The organism is Micromonospora sp. NPDC048169 (assembly GCF_040652815.1).
GTDB lineage: Bacteria > Actinomycetota > Actinomycetes > Mycobacteriales > Micromonosporaceae > Micromonospora.
In genome coordinates, this window is sequence record NZ_JBEZMS010000004.1 from 183,195 (window position 1) to 204,420 (window position 21,226).

At 73.1% G+C, this 21,226-nt stretch carries 22 protein-coding genes; 11 read left to right on the forward strand and 11 right to left on the reverse strand.

Translation table 11 applies throughout. The annotated features are described in order from the left end of the window. Positions 1-5 precede the first annotated feature (5 nt). Complete coding sequence (locus tag AB0D28_RS05810) at positions 6-2,561, forward strand: GNAT family N-acetyltransferase (RefSeq protein ID WP_357382628.1); 2,556 nt, start codon at positions 6-8, stop codon at positions 2,559-2,561. A 165-nt stretch (positions 2,562-2,726) separates the two neighbouring features. Here the strand turns inward: AB0D28_RS05810 and AB0D28_RS05815 are convergent, their stop codons facing one another. Next, the gene (locus tag AB0D28_RS05815) at positions 2,727-3,134 is read right to left on the reverse strand and encodes a VOC family protein (protein ID WP_357382630.1); all 408 of its coding nucleotides are present in this window, start codon (positions 3,132-3,134) and stop codon (positions 2,727-2,729) included. An 84-nt stretch (positions 3,135-3,218) separates the two neighbouring features. After that, the gene (sigB, locus tag AB0D28_RS05820) at positions 3,219-4,205 is read right to left on the reverse strand and encodes an RNA polymerase sigma factor SigB (RefSeq protein ID WP_357382632.1); all 987 of its coding nucleotides are present in this window, start codon (positions 4,203-4,205) and stop codon (positions 3,219-3,221) included. 220 nt (positions 4,206-4,425) lie between these two features. Between sigB and AB0D28_RS05825 the strand changes: the two genes are divergently transcribed. Further along, on the forward strand, positions 4,426-5,214 hold the full coding sequence (locus tag AB0D28_RS05825) for a sporulation protein (protein WP_357382778.1): 789 nt from the start codon (positions 4,426-4,428) through the stop codon (positions 5,212-5,214). Here the strand turns inward: AB0D28_RS05825 and dtd are convergent. Both dtd and AB0D28_RS05835 read right to left on the reverse strand, forming a co-directional pair. Further along, positions 5,211-5,633, reverse strand: coding sequence for a D-aminoacyl-tRNA deacylase (gene dtd, locus AB0D28_RS05830; RefSeq protein WP_013474500.1), 423 nt, complete (start codon positions 5,631-5,633; stop codon positions 5,211-5,213). The two genes, AB0D28_RS05825 and dtd, sit on opposite strands and share 4 nt — an antisense overlap. Next, a complete protein-coding gene (locus AB0D28_RS05835) occupies positions 5,633-7,117 on the reverse strand; it encodes a methyltransferase (RefSeq protein ID WP_357382634.1) in 1,485 nt (494 codons plus the stop codon). Before AB0D28_RS05835 ends, dtd begins: the two co-directional genes overlap by 1 nt. Positions 7,118-7,297: 180 nt before the next feature. On the opposite strand from AB0D28_RS05835, the gene AB0D28_RS05840 reads away from it, so the two are divergent. The 3 genes from AB0D28_RS05840 (at position 7,298) to AB0D28_RS05850 (ending at position 10,644) form a co-directional block, all read left to right on the forward strand. Next, positions 7,298-8,518 carry a S8 family peptidase gene (locus AB0D28_RS05840; protein ID WP_357382636.1) on the forward strand — a complete coding sequence of 407 codons (1,221 nt, stop codon included), beginning with the start codon at positions 7,298-7,300 and terminating at the stop codon, positions 8,516-8,518. A gap of 250 nt (positions 8,519-8,768) precedes the next feature. Then, complete coding sequence (locus AB0D28_RS05845) at positions 8,769-9,344, forward strand: HhH-GPD-type base excision DNA repair protein (RefSeq protein WP_357382638.1); 576 nt, start codon at positions 8,769-8,771, stop codon at positions 9,342-9,344. A gap of 67 nt (positions 9,345-9,411) precedes the next feature. Beyond that, positions 9,412-10,644: a low temperature requirement protein A gene (locus tag AB0D28_RS05850; RefSeq protein WP_357382640.1), complete on the forward strand. Its 1,233-nt coding sequence runs from the start codon at positions 9,412-9,414 to the stop codon at positions 10,642-10,644. A gap of 4 nt (positions 10,645-10,648) precedes the next feature. Here AB0D28_RS05850 and AB0D28_RS05855 read toward each other — a convergent pair whose 3' ends face one another. Together AB0D28_RS05855 and AB0D28_RS05860 are read right to left on the reverse strand one after the other, a co-directional pair. Further along, positions 10,649-10,960, reverse strand: coding sequence for a hypothetical protein (locus AB0D28_RS05855; protein ID WP_013284778.1), 312 nt, complete (start codon positions 10,958-10,960; stop codon positions 10,649-10,651). Further along, positions 10,950-11,261 carry a hypothetical protein gene (locus AB0D28_RS05860; protein WP_357382642.1) on the reverse strand — a complete coding sequence of 104 codons (312 nt, stop codon included), beginning with the start codon at positions 11,259-11,261 and terminating at the stop codon, positions 10,950-10,952. The genes AB0D28_RS05855 and AB0D28_RS05860 overlap by 11 nt, the downstream gene beginning before the upstream one ends. A gap of 106 nt (positions 11,262-11,367) precedes the next feature. Between AB0D28_RS05860 and AB0D28_RS05865 the strand changes: the two genes are divergently transcribed. Beyond that, complete coding sequence (locus AB0D28_RS05865; RefSeq protein ID WP_357382780.1) at positions 11,368-11,724, forward strand: DUF3099 domain-containing protein; 357 nt, start codon at positions 11,368-11,370, stop codon at positions 11,722-11,724. A gap of 39 nt (positions 11,725-11,763) precedes the next feature. Here the strand turns inward: AB0D28_RS05865 and AB0D28_RS05870 are convergent, their stop codons facing one another. After that, positions 11,764-12,660, reverse strand: a complete 897-nt coding sequence (locus AB0D28_RS05870) for a sugar kinase (protein ID WP_357382644.1) — start codon at positions 12,658-12,660, stop codon at positions 11,764-11,766. After that, a complete protein-coding gene (locus tag AB0D28_RS05875) occupies positions 12,657-13,583 on the reverse strand; it encodes a pseudouridine-5'-phosphate glycosidase (RefSeq protein ID WP_357382646.1) in 927 nt (308 codons plus the stop codon). The genes AB0D28_RS05870 and AB0D28_RS05875 overlap by 4 nt, the downstream gene beginning before the upstream one ends. Positions 13,584-13,671: 88 nt before the next feature. Between AB0D28_RS05875 and AB0D28_RS05880 the strand changes: the two genes are divergently transcribed. The 3 genes from AB0D28_RS05880 to AB0D28_RS05890 all read left to right on the forward strand — a co-directional run bounded on the left by AB0D28_RS05880 (position 13,672) and on the right by AB0D28_RS05890 (position 16,493). Continuing rightward, the gene (locus tag AB0D28_RS05880) at positions 13,672-13,890 is read left to right on the forward strand and encodes a DUF3039 domain-containing protein (protein ID WP_088946800.1); all 219 of its coding nucleotides are present in this window, start codon (positions 13,672-13,674) and stop codon (positions 13,888-13,890) included. Positions 13,891-13,930: 40 nt separating this feature from the next. After that, complete coding sequence (locus AB0D28_RS05885) at positions 13,931-14,581, forward strand: TRIC cation channel family protein (RefSeq protein ID WP_357382648.1); 651 nt, start codon at positions 13,931-13,933, stop codon at positions 14,579-14,581. A gap of 190 nt (positions 14,582-14,771) precedes the next feature. Next, the gene (locus AB0D28_RS05890; RefSeq protein ID WP_357382782.1) at positions 14,772-16,493 is read left to right on the forward strand and encodes a DEAD/DEAH box helicase; all 1,722 of its coding nucleotides are present in this window, start codon (positions 14,772-14,774) and stop codon (positions 16,491-16,493) included. Positions 16,494-16,593: 100 nt separating this feature from the next. Here the strand turns inward: AB0D28_RS05890 and AB0D28_RS05895 are convergent, their stop codons facing one another. Next, positions 16,594-16,827: a hypothetical protein gene (locus AB0D28_RS05895; RefSeq protein ID WP_354865457.1), complete on the reverse strand. Its 234-nt coding sequence runs from the start codon at positions 16,825-16,827 to the stop codon at positions 16,594-16,596. Positions 16,828-17,071: 244 nt separating this feature from the next. After that, positions 17,072-18,673, reverse strand: coding sequence for an RNA polymerase sigma factor (locus AB0D28_RS05900; RefSeq protein WP_357382650.1), 1,602 nt, complete (start codon positions 18,671-18,673; stop codon positions 17,072-17,074). Positions 18,674-18,959: 286 nt separating this feature from the next. Here AB0D28_RS05900 and AB0D28_RS05905 point away from each other — a divergent pair, with 286 nt between their 5' ends. Beyond that, positions 18,960-19,781, forward strand: coding sequence for an inositol monophosphatase family protein (locus tag AB0D28_RS05905; protein WP_357382652.1), 822 nt, complete (start codon positions 18,960-18,962; stop codon positions 19,779-19,781). Between the two features lie 71 nt (positions 19,782-19,852). Here the strand turns inward: AB0D28_RS05905 and AB0D28_RS05910 are convergent, their stop codons facing one another. After that, positions 19,853-20,368: a LytR C-terminal domain-containing protein gene (locus AB0D28_RS05910; protein WP_357382784.1), complete on the reverse strand. Its 516-nt coding sequence runs from the start codon at positions 20,366-20,368 to the stop codon at positions 19,853-19,855. Between the two features lie 437 nt (positions 20,369-20,805). Between AB0D28_RS05910 and AB0D28_RS05915 the strand changes: the two genes are divergently transcribed. Continuing rightward, positions 20,806-21,102 (forward strand): DUF4193 domain-containing protein, encoded by a 297-nt coding sequence (locus AB0D28_RS05915; RefSeq protein WP_013284790.1) that lies wholly within the window; start codon positions 20,806-20,808, stop codon positions 21,100-21,102. Positions 21,103-21,226 lie beyond the last annotated feature (124 nt).

Genomic DNA, 21,226 nt, shown 5'->3' on the forward strand with positions numbered 1-21,226 from the left:
GACCGGTGACCACCGTCGAACAACCGGTGGACGTGCTGCTCAGCGACGGCACGACCGTCCAGCTGCGACCGATCCGACCGGAGGACGCACCCGAGATCGTGGCCATGCACGGCCGCTTCTCGGAGCGCACCCGATACCTGCGCTACTTCTCGCCGTACCCGCGAATCCCGGAACGCGACCTGAAGCGTTTCGTCAACGTCGACCACCGCGACCGGGAGGCGTTCGTGGTGCTCGCCGGCGAGCGGATCGTCGCCGTCGGCCGGTACGAGCGACTCGGCCCCGCCTCGCCGGAGGCCGAGGTGGCGTTCGTGGTCGAGGACGCCTACCAGGGCCGGGGCATCGGCTCGGTGCTGCTGGAACATCTGGCCGACGCGGCCGGGCGCCACGGCATCGTGCACTTCGTCGCCGAGGTGCTCCCGGCCAACGGGACGATGCTGCGGGTCTTCGCCGACTTCGGCTACCAGGTACAGCGCCAGTACGCCGACGGCGTGGTGCACCTGAGCTTCCCGATCGCACCCACCGAGGCGACCCTTGAGGTGCAGCGCGGCCGGGAGCACCGCACCGAGGCCCGGTCGATCGCCCGGCTGCTCGCGCCGCGCGGCATCGCCGTCTACGGCGCCAGCACCACCGGCCAGGGCGTCGGCGCGGCGCTGCTCGGGCACCTGCGCGACGGCGGCTTCGCCGGTGCGATCGTGCCGGTGCACCCGAGCGCGTCGACGGTGGCGGGGCTGCCCGCGTACCCCTCGGCGGCCGACGCCGGTCAGGACGTCGACCTCGCCGTGGTGGCGGTCCCGCCGGACGCGGTGACCGACGTGGTGCGCGACGCCGCCCGCGCGGGCGCGCACGGCCTCGTGGTGATCTCGGCCGGGTTCGCCGAGTCCGGTCCGGCCGGCGCGGCGGCGCAGCGCGCGCTGGTCCGCGCCGCGCACCTGGCCGGCATGCGCGTGGTCGGCCCGAACTGCCTCGGTGTCGCCAACACCGACCCGGCGGTACGCCTCAACGCCACGCTCGCGCCGGTGCTGCCCGCGGCGGGCCGGGTCGGCGTGTTCAGCCAGTCCGGCGCGTTCGGGGTGGCGCTGCTGGCAGAGGCGTCCCGGCGCGGGCTCGGGCTGTCCAGTTTCGTCTCGGCCGGCAACCGGGCCGACGTGTCCGGCAACGACCTGCTCCAGTACTGGCAGGACGACCCGGCCACCGACGTCATCACGCTCTATCTGGAGACGTTCGGCAACCCGCGCAAGTTCGCCCGGCTGGCCCGGCGCATCGGCCGCCGCAAGCCGGTGGTGGCGCTCGCCTCGCTGGCCCGATCGCCGGGCGTGGGGGAGGCGCCGGCGCTGGACGCGGCGGCGGTGAGCGCGCTGTTCGCCCAGTCCGGGGTGATCCGGGTGGACACCGTCTCCGAGCTGCTCGACGTGGGCGTGCTGCTGGCCCACCAGCCGCTGCCGGCCGGGCGGCGGGTGGCGGTGGTGGGCAACTCGTCGGCGCTGACCGGGCTCGCCGCGACCGCGTGCGCCGCCCAGCGGCTGACAGTCGCCGACGGCTACCCGCGGGACGTGGGGCCGAGCGCCGGGGCCGCCGCGTACGCCGCCGCGCTCCGCGACGCGGTGGCCGACGAGCGGGTGGACGCCGTGGTGGCCGTGTTCGCGCCGCCGCTGCCGGGCCAGCTCGCCGATCCGGTGGCCGACTTCGCGGCGGCGCTGCCCGACGCGCGGGTCACCGGCAAACCGGTGGTGGCGACGTTCCTGGCCGGGCTGGTGCCGGCCGGCGTGCCGGCGTACCCGAGCGTGGAGGAGGCGGTACGCGCGCTTGGCCGGGTCACCGCGTACGCGGACTGGCTGCGCCGGCCACCCGGTGTGCTGCCGGAACTGGCCGACGTGGACCGGGCGGCCGGGCACGCCGCGCTGCGCCCGGACGGCGCCGACTCGGCGGCGTTGCTGCGCGCGTACGGGATCGACGTGGTGGACTCGGTGCCGGCCCGCTCGGCCGAGGAGGCGGCGGCGGTGGGGGACCGGCTCGGCTGGCCGGTGGCGCTCAAGGCCGCCGCCCCCGGGCTGCGGCACCGCCTCGACCTCGGCGCGGTACGCCTCGACCTGGCCGACGCCGCCGCGCTGCGCCGCGCGTACGCGGAGATGGCCCCGGTGTTCGGCGCGGAGGTGCTGGTGCAGCCGATGGTCGCGCCGGGCGTGGCGTGCGTGGTGGAGCTGGTGGAGGATCCGGCGTTCGGGCCGGTGGTCGGGTTCGGGCTGGGTGGCGTGGCGACCGAGCTGCTCGGCGACCGGGCGTGGCGTGCGGTGCCGCTGACCGACCGGGACGCCGCCGAGCTGGTCGACGAGCCCCGGGCGGCGCCGCTGTTGCGCGGGCACCGGGGCGCGGCGCCGGTGGACCGGGCGGCCCTGGTCGACCTGCTGGTGCGGGTCGGCCGGCTCGCCGACGAGCAGCCCCGGGTACGGTCGCTCACGCTCAACCCGGTGCTGGCCCGGCCGGACGGCATCTCGGTGCTGCACGCCACTGTGCGCACCGGCGTGGAGGCCGCCCGCCCGGACACCGGCCCGCGCCGCTTGTAAGGAAGGGCCCCTTATTAACGCCTCCGGTAGAGGAAGGGCCCCTTCTTAACAGCGCCCGCCCGGGCGACCCGCAGCGCCCGCCCGGGCGACCCGCAGCGCCCGCCCGGGCGACCCGCAGCGCCCGCCCGGGCGACCCGCAGCGCCCGCCCGCGGGCGCCGCAGCGCTCAGCCGCGGGCGGAGATCTGCTGCACCGACCACCCGTTGCCGTCGGGGTCGCGGAAGAAGACGAAGCCGACGTTGTCCAGCGGGTGCGGCACCGGGTGCGGGTTCTGGCCCATCACCTGGATCTCGCTCACCTCGACGCCCCGCTCGACCAGTTCGGCGCGCGCCTGCTCCAGGTCGGCCACGACGAGTTGCAGGCCCTTGAGTGAGCCCGGCGGCATCTCCGGTACGACGCCTCGGCCGAAGACGATCGAGCAGCCGGAGCCCGGGGGAGTGAGTTGCACGATCCGCCCCATTCCGCCGAGATCGGTGTCGTGGTCGACGGCGAAGCCGAGCCGTTGCGCGTAGAACTCCTTGGCCCGGTCCACGTCGGAGACCGGTACGACCACCACTTCCAGCGTCCAGTTCATCGTCTCAGGGTGGTGGGGCGTGGCCGGCGTATCAAGCGCGACAGGCCCCGGCGAACCGCCGGGGCCTGTCGGGGTAGGGGTGGCTCAGCAGGCGTACGCCTCCAGCCGGTTCGCCCGCTCCGGGTCGCGCAGCTTCAGCAACGTCACCTTCTCGATCTGCCGGATCCGCTCCCGGGACAGGCCGAACTCGCGGCCGACCTCGTCCAGCGTGCGCTGCCGGCCGTCGTCCAGGCCGAAGCGCAGCCGGATCACCGCCTGCTCCCGCTGGGACAGCGTGGCCAGCACGATGCGGACCTCGTTGCGCAGCTCGCCGTTGGTGGCGGCGTCACCGGGCTCGGTACGCGGGTCGACGGCGGCGACGAAGTCACCGAGCGCGCTCTCGCCGTCCTCGCCGACGGCCTGGTCCAGGCTGACCGGCTCCCGGTCGTAGGAGATCAGTTCGATCACCTGGAACTCGGGGATCTCCAGCGCCGTGGCCACCTCGCTGACCGTGGGCTCGCGGCCCAGCGACACCGACAGCTCCCGGCGTACCCGGACCATCCGGTTGACCTGCTCGACCATGTGCACGGGGATGCGGATGGTGCGGGCCTGGTCGGCCATGGCGCGGGTGATGGCCTGGCGGATCCACCAGGTGGCGTAGGTGGAGAACTTGTAGCCCTTTGTGTAGTCGAACTTCTCGACGGCGCGGATGAGGCCGAGGTTGCCTTCCTGGATGAGGTCGAGGAAGGCCATGCCGCGACCGGTGTAGCGCTTGGCGATGCTCACCACCAGCCGCAGGTTGGCCTCCAGCAGGTGGTCCTTGGCGGCGCGGCCCTCGGCCGCGATCAGCGCCAGGTCCGCGCGCAGCTCGGCGGAGACGGGGGTGCAGGTGGCCAGCTTCTCCTCGGCGAAGAGGCCGGCCTCGATCCGCTTGCTCAGCTCGACCTCCTGCGCCGCGGTGAGCAGCTTCGTGCGGCCGATGCCGTTCAGGTACGCCCGGACCAGGTCGGTGGAGACGCCGCGCTCGTCGGTGGCGTCGAGGTCCGTGAGGGTGACGTCCATGTCCTGGTGCTCGATCATCTGCTGGGTCATCTCTGTTCTCCCCGTGTCCGACGTGCCTACCGGTCCCGTGCCGCCCACGCGGTGGGGGCCGATGACAGACAGCTTGGCGGTCGGGGCGTGAGACGGGAGTGAGGCGATCGGGGACCCGACAGGAATCCACGTGGGAATCCGGCATTCCCTTGCCCGGCGCGGTTACCGTGCCACCGACCGGCCGTCGGGGCCGGCCCGGCACTGACGATCGGAGAACGTGGTGGTCTTCAAGCGGCTCATGCAGGCGATGGGTGTGGGCGGACCGTCGGTGGAGACGGTGCTGGCCAACCCGAACTGCCGCCCGGGCGGCGTTCTGGAGGGCCGGATTCAGGTGGTCGGCGGTGACCACCCGGTGGACGTGAGCTACATCGCACTCGGCCTGGTCACGCGGGTCGAGGTGGAGAGCTCCGACAGCGAGTACGACGTCAACCAGGAGTTCGGCCGGGCCCAGATGACGGGTGCGTTCCGGCTGGAGCCGGGGCAGCGTCACGACGTGCCGTTCCGCTTCCAGGTGCCCTGGGAGACCCCGCTGACCGACCTGTACGGCCAGCACCTGCACGGCATGACCATGGGTCTGCGTACCGAGCTGGAGGTGGCGCGGGCGATGGACAAGGGTGACCTGGACCCGGTGGCGGTGCACCCGCTGCCGGCCCACGAGCGGCTGCTGGAGGCGCTGCTGCGGCTGGGCTTCCGCTTCGCCCGTGCCGACGTCGAGCGCGGACACATCTACGGCCTGCACCAGCAGTTGCCGTTCTACCAGGAGATCGAGTTCTACCCGGCGCCGCAGTACGCGGGCGCGATGAACCAGCTGGAGGTCACCTTCGTGACCGATCCGCGCCAGGTCCACGTGGTGCTGGAGCTGGACAAGCGGGGCGGCCTGTTCACCGAGGGCCGCGACGCGTTCGGCCGGTTCACCGTGGATCACGCGACCGCGGACCACACGGACTGGGCCGCCCAGCTCGACGGCTGGCTGCGGCAGTCGCTGTCCCGCCGGGGCCTGTTCTTCTAGAGGTCGAGCACGAGGGTCCGGGGACCGACGTTGACGCTCTCCACCAGCATGTGGGCGCGGAACCGGCCGGTCTCCACCTTCGCGCCCCGGGCGCGCAACTGCTCGACCACGGCGTCCACCAGGGGTTCGGCCACCTCGGCGGGAGCGGCGGCGGTCCAGCTCGGCCGCCGGCCCTTGCGGGCGTCCCCGTAGAGCGTGAACTGGCTGACCACGAGCAGCGGCGCCCCGACGTCGGCGGCGCTGCGCTCGTCGTCGAGGATGCGCAGCTCGTGCAGCTTGCGGGCCATCGTGGCGGCCACCTGCGGGGTGTCGGTGTGGGTGACGCCGAGCAGCACCAGCAGCCCGTCGGCGATCTCGCCGGTCACCTCGTCGTCGACAGTCACCCGGGCCCGGCCGACGGTCTGCACCACGGCCCGCATCAGTCGGTCACCGGCTCGACGATGCCGCGCTCGACCAGGTGCGCCACGATGGGCCCGGCCGCCTCGGCCAGCTCGTCCGGGGTCACGTCGTGCGCGGCGGCGAGCAGGGCGAGCTGGTCGCGCAGCGGCAGCCGGCCGTCGGCGCCGCCGACCAGGGCGAGCACCAGCGGGTCGATCTCCTCCGACCAGCGCAGCCCGCGCGGCATGGCGAGGACCTGCCGGTCGACCGCCCAGCCCTCGTCGCCCATGGTGGCCTCCTGCCGCAGCTGGAGCCCTTCGGCAGCGCGGTAACGGGCGGCCAGCAGACCCTGGGCGCCCTGGGCGCGCAGCCAGTCCTGCCTGGTGAACCACTCGCCGATCCGGTCGCCGAGCGGCGGCTCGACCCGCTGGCGCAGGTCCTCCACCCGGACGATCGGCTGGTCGTGGCCGGAGCGGCGCAGCGAGACGATGCCGAAGCCGATCGCCTCCACCTTGTGCGCGTCGAACCAGTCCAGCCACGCCGCCATCCGCTGCGGGTCCGCGCTCTCGCCGACGTCGGTGAGCCAGAGGTTCACGTACGCCATCGGGTCGGCCACCTCGCGCTGGATCACCCAGGCGTCCAGGCCGGTGCCGGCGAACCAGCCGGTGACCCGCTCGGCCCAGTCCTCGCCGGTGACGTGCACCCAGTTCGCCAGGTACTGCATGGTGCCGCCCTCGGTGAGCAGGTCGGGCGCGGCAGCGGCCAGCTCCGCGCCGATCGCGTCGCCGACCCGGCCGGAGTCGCGGTATACGTGCGTGGTGGTGCCCGGGCCGACCACGAACGGCGGGTTGCTGACCACCAGGTCGAAGCGGCGCCCGGCCACCGGGGCGACCATGTCGCCGCGCAGCAGCTCCCAGTCCTGCCCGTTGAGGGCGGCGGTGGTCGCGGCGAACCGCAGTGCCCGCTCGGAGACGTCGGTGGCGGTGACCCGGCGCGCGTGGGTGCCCAGGTGCAGCGCCTGGACGCCGGAGCCGGTGCCGAGGTCGAGCGCGGTGTCCACGGTCGGGCGGACGGTGGCCGAGATCAGCGTCTGGGTGGCGCCGCCGATGCCCAGCACGTGCTCGGCGTGCAGCGGCCGTCCGGGCCGGGCGCTGGCGGGCACGTCGGCGAGCACCCACCAGTCGTCCCCGTACGGCTCCAGGTCCACCCCGGCGCGCAGGCCGTCGCCGTGCCGTTCGACGATGCCCCCCGCCAGCGCCTCGTCCACGGTCAGCGGGGCCAGCGCGGCGGCCACCACCGTCTCCGGCTCGGTCTGGTCGCAGATGAAGACCCGGATCAGCGTGGCCAGCCGGTCCCGGTCCTCGGTGGCGCGCAGCGCGGCCCGGTAGTCGTTGCGGGCCACCGCGCCGGTGCCCTGCGGGCCCAGGCGGTCGGCGATCCCGTTGGCGGTGAAGCGGGCAAGCGTCAGCGCGGTGCGCAGCGCGTCGACCCCGGCGGGGGAGAGCAGCATGTCGTGACGGTCCACGTGCTCATCCTGCCTCGGACGCCGTCCGCCGTGACGCGCACCCGCCGATCCATAACGTGAACCGTATCTATCGGCAACTATCTCTTTCATGTGTGTCGATCCCTGGTTAGCATTCCTGCCAACATCCGTCGATGGGGTGATCCGGACACAAACCGGGCCGCCCCGGTAGGGAGCCAGACGATGCCCGACGTGTCCCTTCCCCGGCGGCGCGCGCTGCGTGCGCTCGCCGTCACGGCCGCCGCCGCGGCCTTCGCCGCCGCCGCCTCCACGCCCGCTCTCGCCGCGCCCACCGGGGAGATCCGGTACGCCGGTGCCGCCGACGCCGTCAGCGGCAGCTACGTGGTCGTGCTCAAGGGCGACGCGGTCGGCACCGCGAACACCCTCGCCGCCCGTACCGCGGTGCCGGACCGGGCCGCCGGCCTGGCCAAGCGCTACGGCGGCAACGTCGGCACGGTGTGGAGCTCCGCTCTCACCGGCTACAGCGCCAAGATGACCCCCGCCCAGGCCCGCCGGCTGGCCGCCGACCCGGCCGTCGCGTACGTCGAGCAGGACCGCGTCATGACCACCCAGGGCACCCAGACCGGGGCCACCTGGGGCCTGGACCGGATCGACCAGCGGAACCTGCCGCTGAACAGCACCTACACCTACCCGAACACCGCCACCAACGTGCGCGCCTACATCATCGACACCGGCATCCGCACCACGCACAGCGACTTCGGCGGCCGGGCCACCTGGGGCACCAACACGGTGGACACCAACAACACCGACTGCAACGGCCACGGCACGCACGTCGCCGGCACGGTCGGCGGCACCAAGTACGGCGTGGCCAAGGGCGTGCGCCTGGTGGCCGTCAAGGTGCTCAACTGCTCCGGCAGCGGCACCACCGCCGGCGTGATCAGCGGCGTCAACTGGGTCACCTCGAACGCGGTGAAGCCGGCCGTGGCGAACATGAGCCTCGGCGGCGGCGCCAGCACCACGCTGGACAACGCGGTGGCCAACTCGATCAACTCGGGCATCACGTACGCGCTCGCGGCCGGCAACTCCAGCGCCAACGCCTGCAACTCGTCGCCGGCCCGGGTCGCCTCGGCGATCACCGTGGGCGCCACCACCAGCACCGACGCCCGTGCCTCGTACTCGAACTACGGCTCCTGCGTGGACATCTTCGCGCCGGGCTCGTCGATCACCTCGGCGTGGCGTACCAGCGACACCGCCACCAACTCCATCAGCGGCACCTCGATGGCGTCCCCGCACGTGGCCGGCGCCGCGGCGCTCGTGCTCTCCGCGAACACCTCCTACACCCCGGCTCAGGTGGCCAGCTACCTGACCAGCAACGCCACCACCGGCAAGGTGACCAGCCCGGGCACGGGCTCGCCGAACCGGCTGCTCTTCGTCGTCAACTGACGACGACGGTGACCTGACCGCACCGTGGGCCGCGGCCCGGTGGACCTCCCAGGGATCCACCGGGCCGCGTCACGTCACGGAGATGTCCGCGGTTCACCGGGCAGACTGAGCCGGGTGAGCGACGACTACATCCGCCTGGTGCCCACGGATCCGAACTGGCAGCCGGATCGCGAAGCCGCGGCCGGTGGACATCACGCGCCGTCCGGCAAGGATGTGCACGGAGCCGCCCGATCGGCGGCAGGATGGCCCCATGACGCTGTCACTGCCCATCGACCCGCAGGCCAACGAGCTGCTGGGGCGCAGCCCGCTGGCCCTGCTCCTCGGCATGGTGCTGGACCAGCAGGTGCCGATGGAGAAGGCGTTCTCCTCCCCGTACGTGCTGGCGCAGCGCCTCGGCCACGAGCCTGACGCCGCCGAACTGGCCGGGTACGACCCGGAGGCGCTGGTGGAGGTCTTCGCCCGGCCGCCCGCGCTGCACCGCTTCCCGAAGGCGATGGCGGCCCGCGTGCAGGAGGTGTGCCGCGTGCTCGTGGAACGCTACGACGGCGACCCGGCCCGGCTCTGGTCCGACGTGACCGACGGCCGGGAACTGCTGCGCCGGGTGGGTGAGCTGCCCGGGTTCGGCCGGCAGAAGGCGCAGATCTTCGTCGCGCTGCTCGGCAAGCGGTTCGGCGTCACCCCGGACGGCTGGCGCGAGGCCGCCGGCGACTACGGCGACGCGGACGCCCACCGGTCGGTGGCCGACGTGACCGACCCGGAGTCGCTGCGCCGCGTACGCGAGTTCAAGCAGCGGATGAAGGCGGAGGCGAAGGCCGCGAAGGGCTGACCCCCGTGCCGCCGCAACCGGTCGCAGCCCTTGTCGTTGGTCGCCAGGACGGGGGCGGGGGCGGACGATGACCGAGCAGCGAGGTGGGGCGCTGCTGCGGAGCGCCTCCAGCCCGGGGCGGGCCACGTTCCTGGAGCTCTTCTTCGACCTGGTCTTCGTGTTCGCGCTGACCCGGGTCTCCGAGCGTCTGATCAACGGCGTCGACGGCTCGGCCCTGGCGGTCGCCGCCGAGGTGGGCAAGACGCTGCTGCTGTTCCTGGTGCTCTGGCAGGTCTGGACGATCACCACCTGGGTCACCAGCCGCTACGAGCCGGAGCGCGCCGTCATCCAGGCCGTGGTGGTCGGCACCATGTTCGGCAGCCTGGTGCTGGGCGTGACCCTGCCGCGCGCGCTGGAGGAGCGGGCGCTGCCGTTCGCGCTCGCGTACGTGGTGGTGATGGTCGGCCGGCCGCTGGCGATCGGGGTGGCGTTGCGTGGGCACCCGCGCCGCCTGGTCCCGCTGCGGCTGGCTGCCTGGGCGGGGTTCAGCGCCCCGCTCTGGATCGCCGGCGCGCTGCTGCCCGGCCCGCGCCTGGCACTGTGGGTGGTCGCGCTGGCCGTGGACCACCTGGGCGTGTTGCTGGGCTGGCCGCTGCCCCGGATCGGGGCGTCGCGCACCCGGAAGTGGCTGATCATCGGGGAGCATCTGGCCGAGCGCTACCAGCAGATCTTCCTCATCGCGCTCGGCGAGTCGATCCTGGTCATCGGGTTGACCTACAGCGGGAAGGAGTTCTCCGGCGAGGCGGCCGCGGCGTTCGCGATCTCGTTCGTGATCACCGCGTTGCTGTGGCGGATCTACTTCTACCGGGCCGGTCACCTGCTGGCGGAGGCGTTGCGGACGGCCGGCGCGCCGGGGCGGCTGGCCGAGTCGGCGGCGCAGACCCATCTGTTCATGGTGCTCGGCGTGCTCAGCGCCGCGGTCGGCTACGAGCTGGTCATCGCCCACCCGTACGATCCGGCCCCGCCGAGCTGGCTGGTCTTCGTGGCGGGCGGTCCGGCGCTCTTCCTGGCCGCCCGGTCCCGGTTCGAGTACGAGATCTTCGGCCGGGTGTCCCGCTCCCGGCTGGCCGGCCTGCTGGCCCTGGTGCTGCTCGTGCCCGCTCTGGCGACCCTGCCGGCGATGCTGGCGCTGGGCGCGGTGGCCGTCGTGCTGGCGCTCGTCGCGTTCGCCGACGCCCGCCGGGCCTGGCACCACCCGCCGGAGTCCTCCGCCTCACCGATCGGACGGGAGGCGCCCGGCGAGGCCGGCCCCGAGGCGTGAGCCGTCAGGCGGCGGTCGGGCGGGACAGCGACGCCAGCGCGCGGCGCACGTCGGCCAGCGAGACAGTGGCCGAGTCGTCCAGGTCGGCCAGGCCGGCCTCGATCCACTGCCGCATCAGCGTGGTGACCCCGATGCCGCGCGCGTCGGCGGCGGCGCGGACCCGCTCGTACGTCTCCAGCGGCAGCCGCACCGACCGGCTGACCATCGGCACGTCGGTGTCGGGGGTGGGCAGCTGCGCCGGTGACGTGTCGTCGATCAGATCGGCGAACGCGTCGCCTCCGGCGTGGAACCGCTTGGTCGCCTCGTCACGGTGCATCGTGACCGCCTCCTCGTCGGCGTGCTCTCCGCACCGCCTCGTCGTAGCGCTTGGCCTCGACGTCGCTCAGCTCGCGGGCGGAGAGGATGTCCCAATCGTTGTCGGTGCCGTCGGCCTCGGCCAGCAGCACGGCGAGCCGCCGGCCCCGGTGGTCGGTCGCGTAGACCACCATGACGTCGTCGCCGAGGTGCCGGATGACCCGGCGCCTGCTGTGCAGGGCCTCCCAGACTTCCCCGGGTGTGACGTCGTAGACCCGCAGGTTCGCCAGCGCCTCGTCGGTGAAGCTGAACCGGTTGGCCACCGGCGAAGCGTACCACGCACGTAACACGTACCCGGCTGTCACGAATTTCGCCGATCATCCGTCCGGAGTGACAGGATGGGCCCTATCCCCTCGTAGGAGGTCCGTGGTGAAGCGTCAGGCGTACCAGCCGATCCTGATCACCGACGCCCCGCGCAGCCAGGACGACCAGCTCAACAGCCGGCAGAAGCGATACGTGCTGATGATGGCCATCCGGGTCGCGTGTCTGGTGGCGGGCGCGATCCTGGTCGGCGCCAAGGCCCCGCTGCTCTGGCTCTGGCTGCCGCTGTGCGCGCTCGGCATGGTGCTCGTGCCCTGGCTCGCCGTGCTGCTCGCCAACGACCGGCCGCCCAAGGAGGAGCACCGGCTGGCGAACCGCTTCCGCAACCGGCACCGCGAGGAGCCCGCGCCCACGGCCCTCACCGCCGAGGAGAACCCCCACAAGATCATCGACGCCGAGCCCTGACCGGCCCGGGCGGAGCACCGCCCGGACCGGCCACCGCCGTCAGGGCGCCGGGCGGGCGCCCACCGTCGTCACGGCGAGCGCGCCCAGATCACCCGCGCGGGCCAGCGCGGCGCGCGGATCGGCGCCGTCCAGCCACGCGGTGAGCAGCCCGGCCGCGAACGCGTCCCCGGCGCCGGTCACGTCCACCACGTCCACCCCGGGTGCCGGGGCGAACTCCACCACGCCGCCGCGCTCCACCCACACCGCACCGGCCGCGCCCCGTTTGACCACCACCCGGTGCGCCACGGCTGTCAGCGCCCGCGCCTGCGCCGCCGGGTCCAGCCCACCGGCCAGCACAGTCGCCTCGTCCGTGTTGACGAGCAGCAGGTCGACGTCGCGTACCCAGGTCAGGAACGCGCCGCCGACGCGCCGCAACGGCGCCGCGGACGCCGCGTCGACGCTGACGGTCAGCCCACGCTCGCGGGCGGTGGCCAGCGCGCGCAGGCCGGCGCCGCGCGACCCGACGTCCAACAGGGTGTACGCGGACAGGTGCAGATGCCCGGCGTCGGGCGCGGCGGCCAGCGCCGCGTCCACGTGCGCGGCGGTCAGCCGCAGGTTCGCGCCCCGCTGGCTGACCATGGTCCGCTCCCCGTCGTGGGTGAGGACGATGACGGTGCCGGTCGGGTAGCCCTCGTGCCGCTCCACCGCGCAGTCGACGCCGATCCGGGCCAGCTCGGCCACCCGCTCCCGGCCGGTCTCGTCGTCGCCGACGGCGGCGACCAGCGTCACCGCCGTGCCCTGCCCGGCGAGCCACGCGGCGGTGTTCGCCGCCTGCCCGCCGCCGCTGAACCGGATCCCGGCCGCGGTGTCCGAACCGGTCGCCAGCGGCCCGGACAGCACCGCGAGCACGTCGGTGATGATGTCGCCGACGACGACGACGCGCGGCCTGGTGCTCATGCCGCGGGGAGGGCCGCGGCGGCGACGGCGATCCGGGCCGCGAGGTCGGCGTTGCGCAGGATGATCCGCACGTTCACGGCCAGGCTGGCGCCCTCGGTGGCGGAGTGGAAGTGCGACAGCAGGAACGGGGTGACCGCCTTGCCGGTGATCCCCTCGCGGGCCAGCGCGGCGAGTCCCTCGGCGAGCGTGCGGTCGTGCAGCGCCGGGTCGAGCTGCTCGTCGGCGGGCAGCGGATTGGCCACCACCAGGCCGCTGTGGTGCACGCCGTGCGCCGCGCGGGCGGCCAGCACGTCCGCCACCTGCTCCGGCGACTCGACCGACCAGTCCAGGTCGAAGCCGGCGTCGGTGAGGTAGAAGCCGGGGAAGCGGCGGGTGCGGTAGCCGACCACGCCCACGCCGAGCGTCTCCAGCCGCTCCAGCGTGGCGCCCACGTCCAGGATCGACTTCACCCCGGCGCAGACCACGGCGATCGGCGTGCGGGCCAGCGTGACCAGGTCGGCCGACTCGTCGAACGTCTGCGCCGCCTCGCGGTGCACGCCGCCGAGCCCACCGGTGGCGAACACGCCGATCCCGGCCGCCGCCGCGACCGCGCTGGTGGCCGCCACGGTGGTGGCGCCGTCCGCGCCCGTCGCCGCAGCCGGGGCCAGGTCGCGGACCGAGAGCTTGCTCACGCCGTCGACAGTGGCGAGCCGGGTGAGCTGGGCGTCGTCCAGCCCCACCCGCAGCTCGCCTGCGACCATGCCGATGGTGGCCGGCACCGCCCCCGCGTCCCGTACCGCCTGCTCGATCTCGCGCGCCACGCGCAGGTTGTCCGGCCGGGGCAGCCCGTGCGAGACGATAGTGCTCTCCAACGCCACGACCGGGTGGCCGTCCCGCAGGGCGTCGGCCACCTCACTACCGAGACTGATGTGAAAGTTGGTCACGTCGGTTACCGTACGGGCCGCTTCCGGCCGGGGCCCAGGTGGACCGGGGCGGACCGACCTGCAAAACTGGAACGCCGGAGGTGTAGTCGTGAGCACAGAGGTTCTCGAGCGTCCCGAGCTGAAGGACGCGGACACTGGTCCGGAGATGTTCCACTACGTCCGCAAGGAGAAGATCGCCGAGAGTGCCGTCATGGGCACCTACGTGGTCGCGCTCTGCGGTGAGACGTTCCCGGTCACCAAGGCGGCCAAGCCGGGCTCCCCGGTCTGCCCGAAGTGCAAGGAGATCTACGACTCGTACCGCGAGTGACCACGGGCGGCGTCGCCGCCCGTGCACGTAACCTGCGGCGGTGACCACCTCCACCGCCCTTCTTCTCGCCGACCTGACCGGCGTGGCGGTCTTCGCCGCCTCCGGCGCCTCCGCGGCGGTGGCGAAACGGCTCGACCTGTTCGGGGTCGTCTTCGTCGGTGTGGTCGCCGCGCTCGGCGGGGGAATCGCCCGTGACCTGGTGATCGACGAGGTTCCGCCGCTGGCGTTCGCCGACTGGCGGTACACGGCCACCGCGTCCGTCACCGCCGCCGCCGTGTTCTGGCTGCACCCCCAGCTCGCCCGGCTGCGTACGACGGTGCTGGTGCTCGACGCCGCCGGCCTCGGCCTGTTCACCGTCATCGGCACGCTCAAGGCCCTCGACGCCGCGGTGCCGGCGGTCGGCGCCTGCATGATCGGCATGCTCACCGCGATCGGCGGCGGGCTCGGCCGGGACCTGCTCACCGGCGAGATCCCGGTGGTGCTGCGCCGCGAGATCTACGCCCTCGCCGCACTCGCCGGGTCGGTCGCGGTGGCGCTGCTGTCGGCGTCCGGACAGGCAACCGCCGTGCCGCTCACCGCCGCCGCCCTGCTCGTGTTCGGGCTGCGCCTGATCGCGCTGCGCCGCCGCTGGTCCGCACCGGTGGCGACGCTGCGGCCCCCGCGCACCGGCACCCGGGGACCACTGCCCTGACCGCCGTGCGCCGGGGTGGGCGGATGTGACAGGCGTGGCGTCGAGTGGGGCGCACGGCCGGCGCTGGTTATGCTGAACCGGCCTTCGCGGCACCGGATGCGCGAGGGCGTTTTCATGGGCGGCGGCTCCCGTGGCCCCGGTCGGGCCCGCCGCCGTCCGCGGCGGAGAGGAGCTACGCGTGCCACCGCGGATGCCGGCGCTCGACACGTTCCCGCCCCTGCGCGCCTGGCAACGCAAGGCGCTCGTGGAATACCTGCGCCGCCGGACCGAGGACTTCACCGCTGTCGCCACCCCCGGCGCCGGTAAGACCACCTTCGCCCTGCGCATCGCCGCCGAACTGCTCGCCGACGGCACCGTCGAGGCGGTCACCGTGGTCGCGCCGACCGAGCACCTCAAGACCCAGTGGGCGCAGGCCGCCGCCCGGGTCGGCATCCAGCTCGACGCCGCGTTCCGCAACGCCGACCTGCACTCCGCCGCCGACTTCCACGGCGCGGTGGTCACCTACGCCCAGGTGGGCATGGCACCGCAGGTGCACCGGCGGCGCACCATGACCCGCCGGACGCTTGTCATCCTCGACGAGATCCACCACGCCGGCGACTCGCGTACCTGGGGCGACGGCGTGAAGGCGGCGTTCGAGCCCGCGGTACGCCGGCTGATGCTCACCGGTACGCCGTTCCGCTCCGACGACAACCCGATCCCGTTCGTCAGCTACGAGCGCGGCGGCGACGGGCTGCTGCGCTCCCGCGCCGACTCGGTCTACGGCTACTCCGACGCGCTGCGCGAAGGCGTGGTCCGGCCGGTGCTGTTCCTGGCGTACTCGGGGGAGACCCGGTGGCGCACCAACGCCGGCGAGGAGCTGGCCGCCCGCCTCGGCGAGCCGATGACGCAGGACCTGATCGCCCAGGCGTGGCGTACCGCGCTGGACCCGGCCGGCGACTGGATGCCGCAGGTGCTGCGCGCCGCCGACGCCCGGCTGAGCGTGCTGCGCGCCAACGGCATGCCGGACGCGGGCGGCCTGGTCATCGCCAGCGACCAGCAGGTGGCACGCTCGTACGCGAAGCTGCTGGAGCAGGTGACCGGTGAGAAGGCCGCAGTGGTGCTCTCCGACGACCAGGGCGCGTCCGCGCGGATCGCGACGTTCGCCGCCTCGCAGCAACGGTGGCTGGTCGCGGTGCGGATGGTGTCCGAGGGCGTCGACATCCCCCGCCTGGCCGTCGGCGTGTACGCCACCAGCGCGAGCACCCCGCTGTACTTCGCGCAGGCGATCGGCCGGTTCGTCCGGGCCCGCCGCTCCGGCGAGACCGCGTCGGTGTTCCTGCCCAGCGTGCCGCACCTGCTCGGGCTGGCCAGCGAGATGGAGGCCGAGCGGGACCACGTGCTCGGCAAGCCGAAGGACCGCGAGGGCTTCGACGACGACCTGCTGGAGCGCGCCCAGCGCGACGACGGCGCCAGCGGGGAGCTGGAGAAGCGCTTCGCCGCGCTCTCCGCCACCGCCGAGCTGGACCAGGTGATCTTCGACGGGGCCTCGTTCGGCACCGCCGCCCAGGCCGGCACGCCCGAGGAGGAGGAATACCTCGGGCTGCCCGGTCTGCTCACCGCCGACCAGGTTTCGCTGCTGTTGACCAAGCGGCAGGCCGAGCAGCTCGCCGCGCAGAAGCGCCGGGCCGCCCAGCGGACCGCTGAGCCGGCCGCTGCGGCCCCGGCGGCGGTGCCCCCACCGATGAGCGCCGCCCAGCGCCGGGTGGCGCTACGGCGGCAGCTGAACGCTCTGGTGGCCGCCCGGCACCACCACACCGGCCAGCCGCACGGCAAGATCCACGCGGAGCTGCGCCGGATCTGCGGTGGCCCGCCCAGCGCGCAGGCCACGATCGAGCAGCTCGAGGAGCGCATCGCCACCGTGCAGACCCTCTGACGGGTCAACCGGGCTCGACCGGACACGAAAAACCGGCCGGAGGCTCCCCTTGCGGGTGCCTCCGGCCGGTCATGTCGGGTTGTGGACTTCTTGTCGGACCTCAGTTCGCCATCAGATCGGCGCCACGCCAGCTGAACTCCGGGTCCGCCACGAAACGCACGGTGATCTTCACGAGATCCTCTGCGTACTTGTTCGCGTGGTGCCCACAGAACACCAGCTCACTCCCACCCGAGAGGGTGATCCGGAGCTTGCCGGCAGCATTGCAGCGGTCGCACCGTTCATCGGCGGCCGGGGGGCTCACCGTCTCGGGCGGCGGCGTGAGGGTCGGGGTCATCGCCTTCCTCCTCTGGTCGTCACCGATGAACACTCTCTTCGGTTGCTCACCTATCGTGCAACACCCATCTCGGGCCCTGCCTTCCCTGTGTGCCCGCGGGGGACCGAGGTCACACCTGGCGTGGAGGACAGTGTGCCGTGCACCAAGGGTGCCACGTCAACGATCACAAACAGGCAATCGACCGATCATCGATCAATGTTCTACGGCTGGTGATCAAACCGGCACGATTTGTTGACGTACGCGGTCAGTCCAGGTAGTCGCGGAGCACCTGGGAACGCGAGGGGTGCCGCAACTTGGACATGGTCTTGGATTCGATCTGCCGGATGCGTTCCCGGGTCACGCCGTACACCTGGCCGATCTCGTCCAGGGTGCGCGGCTGGCCGTCGGTGAGGCCGAAACGCAGGCGCACCACGCCCGCCTCACGCTCGGACAACGTCTGGAGGACCTGCTGGAGCTGGTCCTGGAGCAGCGAGAACGACACCGCGTCGACAGCGACGACAGCTTCGGAGTCCTCGATGAAGTCGCCGAGCTGGCTGTCGCCCTCGTCGCCGATGGTCTGGTCGAGCGAGATGGGCTCCCGGGCGTACTGCTGGATCTCCAGCACTTTCTCCGGTGTGATGTCCATCTCCTTTGCCAGCTCCTCCGGGGTGGGCTCGCGGCCCAGGTCCTGGAGCAGCTCGCGCTGGATCCGGCCGAGCTTGTTGATCACCTCGACCATGTGCACGGGGATGCGGATGGTGCGGGCCTGGTCGGCCATGGCGCGGGTGATGGCCTGGCGGATCCACCAGGTGGCGTAGGTGGAGAACTTGTAGCCCTTTGTGTAGTCGAACTTCTCGACGGCGCGGATGAGGCCGAGGTTGCCCTCCTGGATGAGGTCGAGGAAGGCCATGCCGCGACCGGTGTAGCGCTTGGCCAGCGAGACCACCAGGCGGAGGTTGGCCTCCAGCAGGTGGTTCTTGGCGCGCTCGCCGTCCCGGGAGATCCACATCAGGTCGCGCTGGAGGTCGCGGACCAGCTTCTCCTCGCCCTCGTCGGCGGCGCGCAGCCGCTCGGCGGCGTAGAGGCCGGCCTCGATCCGCTTGGCCAGCTCGACCTCCTGCTCGGCGTTGAGCAGCGGCACCTTGCCGATCTGCTTCAGGTACGCCCGCACGGAGTCGGCGGAGGCGGTCAGCTCGGCGTCGCGGCGCGCCTGCTTGAGCGCCTCGGACTCCTCGTCGTCCCACTCGAAGTCGTTGTCGGTGGCGGAGCTGGCCGCGTCGGCCTCGGCGGCCCGGGTCAGCTCGGCCGGCTCCTCGACCACCACGTCCTCGATCTCGGCGGCCAGCTCCTCCGGGTCGATCTCACCCTCGGCGCCCTCGGCCTTGCCGCCGGCCTTGGCCGGCTTGGCCGCGGCGGTCTTCGCCGCCACGGTGGCCTTGGTGGCGCGGGTCGCCTTGGTGGCCTTCGCCGGGGCCGCGGCCTTCGCCACGTCGGCGGTGGTGGCCTTGCGCGCGGTCGCCTTCCGGGGGGCCGGGGCGGGCGACTCCTCGGCGGCCGGCGCCTGCTTCGGGGCGGGCGCGGCGGCCTTCTTCGTGGTCTTGGCGGTGGTCGCGCGGGAGGCCGGGGTGGCGGACCGGGCGGCGGCGACGCGGCGGCGGGTGCTCGCCGAGCCGTCCACCACCACCGTCACACCCGCCTCGGAGAGCGCGCGGAGGATCTTCTTGGCCTGGGCCGGGGTCACCTCAGCGGACTCGACGGTGCGCGCGAGCTGGGCCGACGTGAGCTGGCCGCCGGCGCTCTGCGCGTGGGCGATCAGGGTGTCGGTGAGCGAGCGAACGTCGGCGCCGGTCTGGCGGGGATCTGTCACGAAGACCTTCCGGAGGCGAAAGAGCGAGCACGGCCGGGTCGTCCGGCGCAGCATGGGACGGCCGCGCCGGGCGAGTCGTTGAGGACCCCCGTGTCCCGGGCCGTCCGGTCGCTGGCGGTCCGTGGCGCGTGGGCAGGGTGAATTGTAACGCCGTCTGCCGCGATCATCCCGCGCCGCACGGCGGACCTGCGGTCCGGGACCGCAGATTCGGCGCAGATGTGGACTTTGTAAGGATGATACCCGCGCACGAGACGGCCGGTCCCGATCGCGCCGGAAGGGGAGAAACATGATCACCTCGACGCCCACGGCGGGGGAGTTGCTCGCGATCGCTGTCGATGTGGCCCGGGAGGCCGCCGCCACCGCATACCGGATGCGGGTCGAGGGCGTCTCGGTGGCCGCGACCAAGAGCACTGTGACCGACGTGGTCACCGCCGCCGACCGGGCGGTGGAGCGGCAGGTGATCGCCGCGCTGCGGGCGCGACGGCCCGGCGACGCGGTGCTGGGCGAGGAGTACGGCGCGGGCGATACCGGCCCCGCCGGCGCCGACGGCGTGCGCTGGATCCTCGACCCGATCGACGGGACCGTGAACTACCTCTACGGGCTGCCCTACTACGCCGTCTCGCTGGGCGCCGAGGTGGCCGGTGAGGTGGTCGCGGGAGTGGTGCGCAACGTCGTCACCGGCGAGGAGTGGACCGCGACGCTCGGCGGCGGCGCCTGGCGCGATGGGCAGCGGCTGAGCGGCTCCACCGCGACCGACCTCGGGCAGGCGCTCGTGGCCACCGGGTTCGGCTACGACGCCCGCCGCCGGGCGCACCAGGCGCGCGTGGTCACCGAGCTGATCCCGCACATCCGGGACATCCGCCGGATGGGCGCCGCCGCGCTCGACCTCTGCCTGGCCGCCGAGGGGCGGGTGGACGCGTACTTCGAGAAGGGGCTGGCCGACTGGGACCTGGCCGCCGGCGGGCTGGTCGCCCGGGAGGCCGGGCTGCTGGTGACCGGTCTGTCCGGGCGGGCGGCCGGCCCGGACCTGGTGCTGGCCGCGCCGCCCGCGCTGCACGGGCCGCTGCACGACCGGCTGGTCGACCTGGACGCCTCCGGCGGGCCGTGACCGGGTGCCGGGCACGCGACGGGGCGGCCTCCCCGAGGGAGACCGCCCCGCGTCGTCGGGCCGCCTGTCGCCTACTTCTCGACCGGCATCGGGCAGGTCTCCGGCGGCGCCTGTGGCGCGCCCAGGTCGCCGAGCGACTGGTTGACCTCGGTGGTGGTGGCGAGCTGCTGGAACTGGTTGCCCAGGACCACGTCGACCACGTCGTCCTTGCGGTTCGCGTCGAAGGCCTGGTTGGCCTCGTTCAGGAAGTACGCACGCAGCAGGTGCGCCGAGCCCACGGCCTTGGGCCCGAACCGGAGCTGGGCCACGCCGTCGAACGCCTTCTTCTCGTTGCCGACCTTCTTGACCTGGAACTTGCGGTTACGGAAGTCGTCCGCGACGCTGCCGGCCCGGCCGGCCTCGTCGGTGGCGTTGTAGACATTGATCTTGACGTCCTTCTGTTCCCGCAGCCGCAGGTCGACCAGCGGCCAGCCGTCCGGGCAGGAGGCCGCCGTGCCGGCTGTGCCCTGACTGTCCTTCAGCACGGCGACGACCACGAAGACCAGGGCGACGACCGCCAGCAGTCCGACGACAACGAGTGCCCGCACTCGCGCAAAACTCATCCTGGGCGCTCCCCGGACAGTGATTGGGTGGTGGCGGGCGACGCGGTCGGGCCGCGACCGGTCGGCCGTCCAGTACGCCGCTGAGGTTAACGCCTGTCCGGCTCAGGCGTGGAAACAGTCCGACATACCGGCGCGCCACGCGGTGAACCGGTAGGACTACCCCTATCTTCGTGTCGCCTGAGTCACATTGGGAACAACTTCGGGCCTGGAGGCGTACATCTCTCCCGCGAGGGCGGTATACATGCCTCGCCCACAGGGGGGTAAGGTTCCGCGCTCACCGGGGGCTTTCGCACCGGCGAGCCCGGCCCACCGTTCCTCGGGTCGGGTGCCCGACAGAGATGGTGGCCGGTCAGGGGAACCGAAACGGCGTCGTCCGGCGTTACAACCGGCAGCGACAATATCGATATTGGAGAGTGAAACCGATGGCCACCGACTACGACGCCCCGCGTCGCGACGAGGTCGACCTCGGCGAGGACAGCCTGGAAGAGCTCAAGGCCCGGCGGGTCGACTCACAGTCGGGCGCCGTGGACGTCGACGAGGCCGAGGTGGCCGAGAGCTTCGAGCTGCCCGGCGCCGATCTGGCCGACGAGGAGCTCACGGTCAAGGTCCTCCCGATGCAGCAGGACGAGTTCCGGTGCGCCCGCTGCTTCCTGGTCCACCACCGCAGCCAGCTTGCGGTCGAGCGCAACGGCGACCTCATCTGCCGCGAGTGCGTCTGATCCCGACCGGGGACACCAGCGGCGGCCGCCTCGACGTGGCCGCCGCTGTTCGAGCCGCCGCCGCCGTGCGGGGGCGGCCGGATGCTGCTTGACTCGTTACGGGCGGCTGCCACGCCGCGCGGAG